This is a genomic window from Hydrogenophaga sp., assembly GCF_018780075.1.
Lineage (GTDB): Bacteria > Pseudomonadota > Gammaproteobacteria > Burkholderiales > Burkholderiaceae_C > Hydrogenophaga.
On sequence record NZ_JADMKB010000133.1, the window covers coordinates 1 to 7004 of the forward strand.

The following is a 7004-nucleotide window of genomic DNA, read 5'->3' on the forward strand; positions in this document are numbered from 1 at the left end:
ACATCATGATCGGCCGCGTGGTCTGGGACGAGATGTTCACCAGCAACAACTGGCCCCGCGCGTCGGCGCTGGCGGTGGTGATGATCCTGCTGATCATCGTGCCCCTGGCCATTTACTACCACTTCACCGCAGAAGAGAAGTAGCCCCCCGCGCCGCTTCGCGTCACCCCCCAGGGGGCGATGCGAGTGGCCCGGCGAAGCCGGTTCCACCGCATCCCCGCAAAGCACCCGTCGGACCTCCCAGGCATTTGGCAAAGGATTGGCAATGAAACAGCTCCTCGAAAAACACTTCGGCAAATTCTGGCTGGCGGTGGTGTACCTGTTCCTCTACGTGCCGCTGTTCTTCATGATCGTGTTCAGCTTCAACAGCACACGGCAAGACGCGAACTTCACCGGCTTCTCGCTGCGCTGGTACGAGGCGCTGACCCGGGACACCAAGATCGTCGAGGGCTTCTGGCTGTCGATCAAGGTGGCGGCGGTCACCGGGGTGCTCTCGGCCATCCTCGGCACCTTCGCGGCCTTCGTGCTGGTGCGCTACCGCCGCTTCCTCGGCCGAACGGTCTTTTCGGGCATGGTCAACGCGCCGCTGGTGATGCCCGAGGTGGTGATCGGCCTGTCGCTGCTGCTGCTGATGGTGGGCGCGCAGAACGCCTTCGGCTGGCCCGAGCGCGGCATGCTCACCATCATCTTCGGCCACACCCTGCTGGGCATGGCCTACGGCATGGTGGTGATCCAGAGCCGCCTGATGGAGATGAACCGCAGCATCGAGGAGGCCGCGATGGACCTGGGCGCGCGGCCGTTCCAGGTGTTCTTTCTCATCACGCTGCCCAACATCTTCCAGGGCATCCTGGCCGCGTTCCTGCTGTCGTTCACGCTCTCGTTCGACGACGTGGTGATCTCCGAATTCCTCTCCGGCCCGGGCGTGTCCACGCTGCCGCAGGTGATCTTCGGCTACGCGCGCCGCGGCATCAACCCGACCATCTACGCTGCGGCCACGCTGCTGATCACCACCGTGACCATCGTGATCGTGGGCTACAGCGTGTGGGTGGCGCGCCAGACGCGCAAGCGCGAACGCGAGATCGCGGCGGCCACGCGGGCCGAGACCAAGGCCCTGGCCGCGAGCTGACAGTCCCTCCGTGGTGCGCACCCGTCCGGGCGGGGCGCTGCGTTAAGCTGCGTGACCCGAGCGGGTCGATGTGGGCCGCAGCCTCTTTTCCATCCCATTGCATGAACCTTCGTGACGGCCGCGTCTGGCTGATGGTCCTTTTTCTGCTGCATTTCACCGTCCACCAGGTGAGCTTTCATGTGGTTTACCTGGATTCGGATCAGCTCGTGATCGCAGATCAGGCGGCGTGGATGGCGCGCGGCGAGTTCTTTGAGCCGTTCTTCTTCGGCCAAGCCTACCTCCTTCCTTTTGAGTCCTACCTTGCCATCCCATTGATCTGGCTGGGGCTGAGCCCTGTGTTTGCCGTCAAGTTGATCGCGGCGCTGGCCTTCTATGCCCCCTTCGCGTGGACAGCGTGGACGCTGGGCAAAGACCGGCTTTGGGCGGCGGTCTGCGTGACGCTGTTGTTCTTCCTGCTGCCGTTGGAGTTTCTGCTGGCCGGGGCCATGCCGCGTGGCTTCATCGTGGCCACGGCGCTGGCTTGGCTCGGGCTGCGTGTGCTGCTGCGGGCTGGGGCGCAAGCATCCGTCACTTCCTTGTCCTGGGCCGCGTTGGTGGGCTTTTGCCTGGGCTCTTACATGAGCGTCGCGCTGATGTTGCCGGCGCTGGTGTTGTTGGTGGACGATCGGCGGCGCGCGTTGCTCGCGACCCTGGGGCTGGCGCTGGGGCTGGGGCTGTTCAAGGGGGTGGGGCTGTTTTACCGCTTCAACCCCGGGTACATCGTGCACCGATTTCCCAAGCTGCGCTTTTCGAGCGAGCATTTCATGGGACACCTCACCCACCCGCAGATCGCCATCGCCTTCGGCACGTTGGTGCTGCTGATGCTCGTCGCCTGTCTGGGTGCGTTGGCGGTGCGTGGCCCGACCCGGGAATGGCGTTTCCCCTTCAGTGGGCGTCACATGCTCGTCGCGCTCGGGTTGCTGACGGGCATCGGGGTCATGTTGGCCACCAACAAGATCGCCGACTTCGACCCTGGCACACCCTTCTTCTCGGTGTACCGGATGTTGCTGCCGTTGCCGCTGTTGGCGCTGCTGGTGATCTCGCACGCGGCGCAAAGCGCTGCGCCGTGGCCCGAAACCGTGCGGGTGCCGGCGGGCGCCTGGATCGCGGCGGCGCTGATGTTGGCGCAACTGGGTTGGCAGGGTTACCTGCTCCCCCGCGACCGGCGCGCGCTGGCACTGTTGCCATCGTCGGCACCCACCGTGTCGTACGAAAAGCTGGAGCGCCAATGCGGTCGGCTGGGTGACGCCATCCGAAGTGCGGGTCAGCGCTATTACAGCTTCAGAGGCCGCAACGATGCCTTGGCCTACGGGTGTCACGCCGAGTTCGGCGTGCCGGTGGTGCAGCGGGACTATGAGCGGCGGACCTGGCTCCAGGAGCACCTGGAGCGGGCGGCTCAGCCCTGAGGGACGGCCCGCGCGTCCCGCCTGCGCCGGGGCCAGTGGCACGATGCTGCGACCGCAAAGTGGTCATGTTCTTGTCGTGTATTTGGGCGTAGCATGGTGCCACTTTCCCTGCGTGAACCCCGCCCATGACCGACACCTCCACCTCTTTGACCTTCGACGGCCGCGCCGTCATCAACGGCGAACGCGTGGCCGCGCGCGACGGCCAGACCTTTGACTGCATTTCCCCGGTGGACGGCCGTGTGCTCACGCAGGTGGCGCGCGGTGGTCAGGCCGACATCGACGCGGCGGTGGCCGCCGGCCGCGCCGCGTTCGAGGACCGGCGCTGGAGCGGCATGGCGCCGGCGCAGCGCAAGCGCGTGATGATCAAGTTCGCCGACCAGTTGCTGGCGCACGCCGACGAGCTGGCGCTGACCGAGACGCTGGACATGGGCAAGCCGGTGAAGTACGCGCGCGCCGTGGACGTGAACAGCGCCGCCAACTGCATCCGCTGGTACGGCGAGGCGGTGGACAAGGTGTACGACGAGATCGCACCCACGCCGAGCAACTCCCTGGCGCTGATCACACGCGAGCCGGTCGGCGTGGTGGGCATCATCGTGCCCTGGAACTACCCCATGATCATGGCCGCGTGGAAGATTGCGCCGGCGCTGGCCGCGGGCAACTCGGTGGTGTTGAAGCCGTCGGAAAAAAGTCCGCTCACCGCCCTGCGCCTGGCCGAGCTGGCGCTGGCTGCCGGCATCCCGCCCGGCGTGTTCAACGTGGTGCCGGGTTTCGGCACCGAGGCCGGTTCGCCGCTGGCGCTGCACATGGACGTGGACTGCATCGCCTTCACCGGCAGCACGCGCGTGGGCAAGCAGATCCACGTGATGGCCGGGCAGAGCAACCTGAAACGCGCGTGGACCGAGCTGGGCGGCAAGTCGCCCAACATCGTGTTCGCCGACTGTCCGGACCTGGACCGTGCGGTCGAGGCCGCCGTGGGCAGCATCTTTTTCAACCAGGGTGAGAGCTGCAACGCGCCCTCGCGCCTGTTCGTTGAAGCCTCGATCAAGGACGCGTTCCTGGAGAAGGCTTTGAAGCTGATGCCCAACTACCAGCCGGGCAACCCGTTGGACAAGGGCACGGTGATGGGCGCCATCGTCGACCAGGTGCAGCTGGACAACGTGATGCGCTATATCGGTTTGGGCCAGAGTGAGGGCGCGCAGCTGATCGCGGGCGGCGCGCTGGCGTCGCCGGTGGCGGGCGGCTGTTATGTGCAGCCCACCATCTTCGACGGCGTGACGCCACAGATGGCGATCGCGCGCGAAGAGATCTTCGGTCCGGTGCTGGCCGTGCAGAGCTTCACCGACGCGGCCGACGTGGTGAAGCAGGCGAACAACAGCGTCTACGGCCTGCAGGCGGGTGTGTGGACGCGCGACATCAACAAGGCGCACGGCGTGGCGCGCGCGCTCCGCGCCGGCACGGTGCACGTGAATCAGTACGACGAAGACGACATCACGGTGCCGTTCGGCGGCTTCAAGCAGAGCGGCGTGGGGCGCGACAAGTCGCTGCACGCGTTCGACAAGTACACCGAGACGAAAACCACCTGGATCAGGATTGACAGTCCTGTGTGACCCCCCTGCGCCGCTGACGCGGCTTCCCCCGGAGGGGGACGGCACTGGCGGCCCGGCAAAGCCGGTTCCGCGGTGCCCTGGCATCAGACACCTCGCGCCTCTTGGTGCGCTTTTTAGGAGACCTCCATGAACGCCATGAACGACCTCAAGACCGACCACACCAACGCCGCCTGGCACCAGCGCCGGCTCGACGCCACGCCGCGTGGCGTGGGCGTGATGGGCGACTTTTTCATCGACCGAGCGAAGAACGCCGAGTTCTGGGACATCGAGGGGCGCCGCTTCATCGACTTCGCGGGCGGCATCGCGGTGCTGAACACCGGCCACGTGCACCCCAAGGTGCAGGCGGCGATTGCGGCGCAGCTGCAGCGCTTCACCCACAGCTGCTACCAGGTCGTGCCCTACGCCGAGTACGTGGCGCTGGCCGAGCGCATCAACGCCATCGTGCCGATCGAGGGCAAGGTCAAGACCGCGTTCTTCTCCACCGGCGCCGAGGCGATCGAGAACGCGGTGAAGATCGCGCGCTCGTCCACCGGGCGCAGCGGCGTGATCGCCTTTGGCGGCGCCTTCCACGGCCGCAGCATGTTCTCGGTCGCGCTCACCGGCAAGGTCCAGCCCTACAAGGCCGGCTTCGGTCCCTTCCCGCCCGAGATCTACCACGTGCCGTTTCCCGCAGAAGGCGTCTCGCTGGACGAGACGAAGCGCGCCATGGACCACGTGTTCAAGTGCGACATCGAGCCCTCGCGCGTGGCGGCCATCGTGTTTGAGCCGGTGCAGGGTGAGGGCGGCTTCCACCCGATCCAGAAAGAGGCCGTGTTGTGGCTGCGCGCACTGTGCGACCAGCACGGCATTTTGCTGATCGCCGACGAGGTGCAGACTGGCTTCGCGCGCACCGGCAAGATGTTCGCCATGGAGCACCACGGCGTGTCGCCCGACCTGATGACCATGGCGAAAAGCATGGCCGGCGGCACCACGCTCTCGGCCGTGAGCGGCAAGGCCGCGATCATGGACGGCCCGGCGCCGGGCGGCCTGGGAGGCACCTACGCGGGCAACCCGCTGGCGATCGCCGCGTCGCACGCGGTGCTCGATGTGATGGCCGAAGAGAAGCTGCCCGAGCGCGCGCAGTTGCTGGGCGAGCGTCTGGTGGCGCACCTGCACCAGGCGAAAGCGAGCTATGCGCGCATCGGCGACGTGCGCGGCCTGGGCGCCATGGTGGCCTGCGCGTTCATCGACCCCGCGACCGGGGCACCCGACGCCGACACCACGAAAAAGGTGCAGACCGCCGCCCTGAAGCGCGGCCTGCTGCTGCTGACCTGCGGCGTGTACGGCAACGTGATCCGCTACCTGTTCCCGCTGACCATTGAAGACGACGTGTTCGCCGAAGGGCTGGCGGTGCTGGACGCGGCGATGGCCGAGGTGCTGGCTTGAGCGGGGGCGCCGACCACCCCCTGACCGAGCGCATGGGCGCCCTGCGCGCGTTGGGCATCCACTCCATCCTCACCACCTTCACCGACCTGCACGGCGTGCCAAAGGGCAAGCTGGTGCCGCTGGAGGCGCTGCCCGACGCGGTGGCCACCGGCGCGGGGTTCGCCGGCCCCAGCATCTGGGGCACGGGCCTGCCGCGCATGGGCGCGCGTGGCGAGTATTTCGGGCGCGTGGCGCCCGAGTCGCTGCGGCCGCTGCCGTTCATGCCGGGTGTGGCGCACGCGGTGTGCGACGGCTTTGCCGGGGGTGAACCGCTGGACACCTGCTCGCGTCAATTGCTGAAGCACCAACTCGCGCGCCTTCGACAGCGCGGCTGGACCTTTCACGTCGGCATCGAGCCCGAGTTCTTCCTGATGAAGCAGGATGCGCAGGGCCGATGGGGCGTGGCCGACGGTGAAGACCGGCTTCACAAACCGTCCTACGACCTCAAGGCGATCCACCGCAACTTCGGCTTCCTGGACGACATGCGCCGCCACCTGACGGCGCTGGGTTTCGAGCTGCAGCAGATGGACCACGAAGACGCCGTGGGCCAGTACGAGATCAACTACCGGCACGACGAAGCCCTGGCCGCCGCCGACCGTTACCAGCTCTTCAAACTCACCGCGCACGCGGTGGCGCAGCAGCACGGCGCCACCTTCAGCTGCATGCCCAAGCCGCTGGCGGGCGCGCCGGGCAGTGGTCTGCATTTCCACATCAGCCTCACGGACGCGCAGGGCAGGGCGGTGATGGCCGACCCGGCCGGTGCGCTGGGGCTGAGCACAGCCGGGCATCAATTCGCCGCCGGCCTGATCCACCACGCCGACGCGCTGGCCGCGCTCTGTGCGCCCACGGTCAACAGCTACAAGCGCCTGGCCAGCAGTGCCAGCGCCTCGGGCACGACCTGGTCGCCGGTGTGGAAGACGGTGGGCGACAACAACCGCACCTGCCTCGTGCGCACCGTGGCCGGCCGCATCGAATGGCGCCTGCCCGACCCGTCGTGCAACGTGTACGCCGCGCTCGCGGCCACGCTGGCCGCGGGGCTGGACGGCATCGACCGCGAGCTGCCCGCGCCCGACGCCTGCGACGAAGACCTCTACCAGCGCCAGGCCAGCGGCCAGCCCATGCCACCGCGCCTGCCGCGCGACCTGTTTGAAGCCCTGGCCGCGCTGCGCAGCGACGCGATCCTGTGCGACGACATCGGCACGGCGTTCTGCGAACAGTTCCTCGCGCTCAAGCAGGCCGAGTGGGATGCGTATGCGCAGCAGGTCAGCGACTGGGAATTGACGCAGTACGTGTGAACCCCCCCCTGCGTGAACTGACCCCCAGAAGTTGGACGGTCGCGATCCCGCCAATCAGGCGGTGTTTC

The 7004-nt window shown here is 67.3% G+C and carries 5 protein-coding genes and 1 pseudogene; all 6 read left to right on the forward strand.

Annotated features, from left to right (window positions below):
- Positions 1-143 (forward strand): annotated as a pseudogene (locus IV088_RS21430) (putrescine ABC transporter permease PotH); the annotation flags it as partial.
- 121 nt (positions 144-264) lie between these two features.
- A complete protein-coding gene (locus IV088_RS21435) occupies positions 265-1125 on the forward strand; it encodes an ABC transporter permease (protein ID WP_291106005.1) in 861 nt (286 codons plus the stop codon).
- A gap of 101 nt (positions 1126-1226) precedes the next feature.
- Positions 1227-2570 (forward strand): hypothetical protein, encoded by a 1344-nt coding sequence (locus IV088_RS21440; RefSeq protein WP_291106006.1) that lies wholly within the window; start codon positions 1227-1229, stop codon positions 2568-2570.
- 125 nt (positions 2571-2695) lie between these two features.
- Positions 2696-4177 (forward strand): aldehyde dehydrogenase, encoded by a 1482-nt coding sequence (locus IV088_RS21445; protein ID WP_291106008.1) that lies wholly within the window; start codon positions 2696-2698, stop codon positions 4175-4177.
- 126 nt (positions 4178-4303) lie between these two features.
- On the forward strand, positions 4304-5602 hold the full coding sequence (gene gabT, locus IV088_RS21450) for a 4-aminobutyrate--2-oxoglutarate transaminase (RefSeq protein ID WP_291106010.1): 1299 nt from the start codon (positions 4304-4306) through the stop codon (positions 5600-5602).
- Positions 5599-6936, forward strand: coding sequence for a type III glutamate--ammonia ligase (locus tag IV088_RS21455; RefSeq protein ID WP_291106012.1), 1338 nt, complete (start codon positions 5599-5601; stop codon positions 6934-6936). The genes gabT and IV088_RS21455 overlap by 4 nt, the downstream gene beginning before the upstream one ends.
- The last annotated feature ends 68 nt before the right edge of the window (positions 6937-7004 follow it).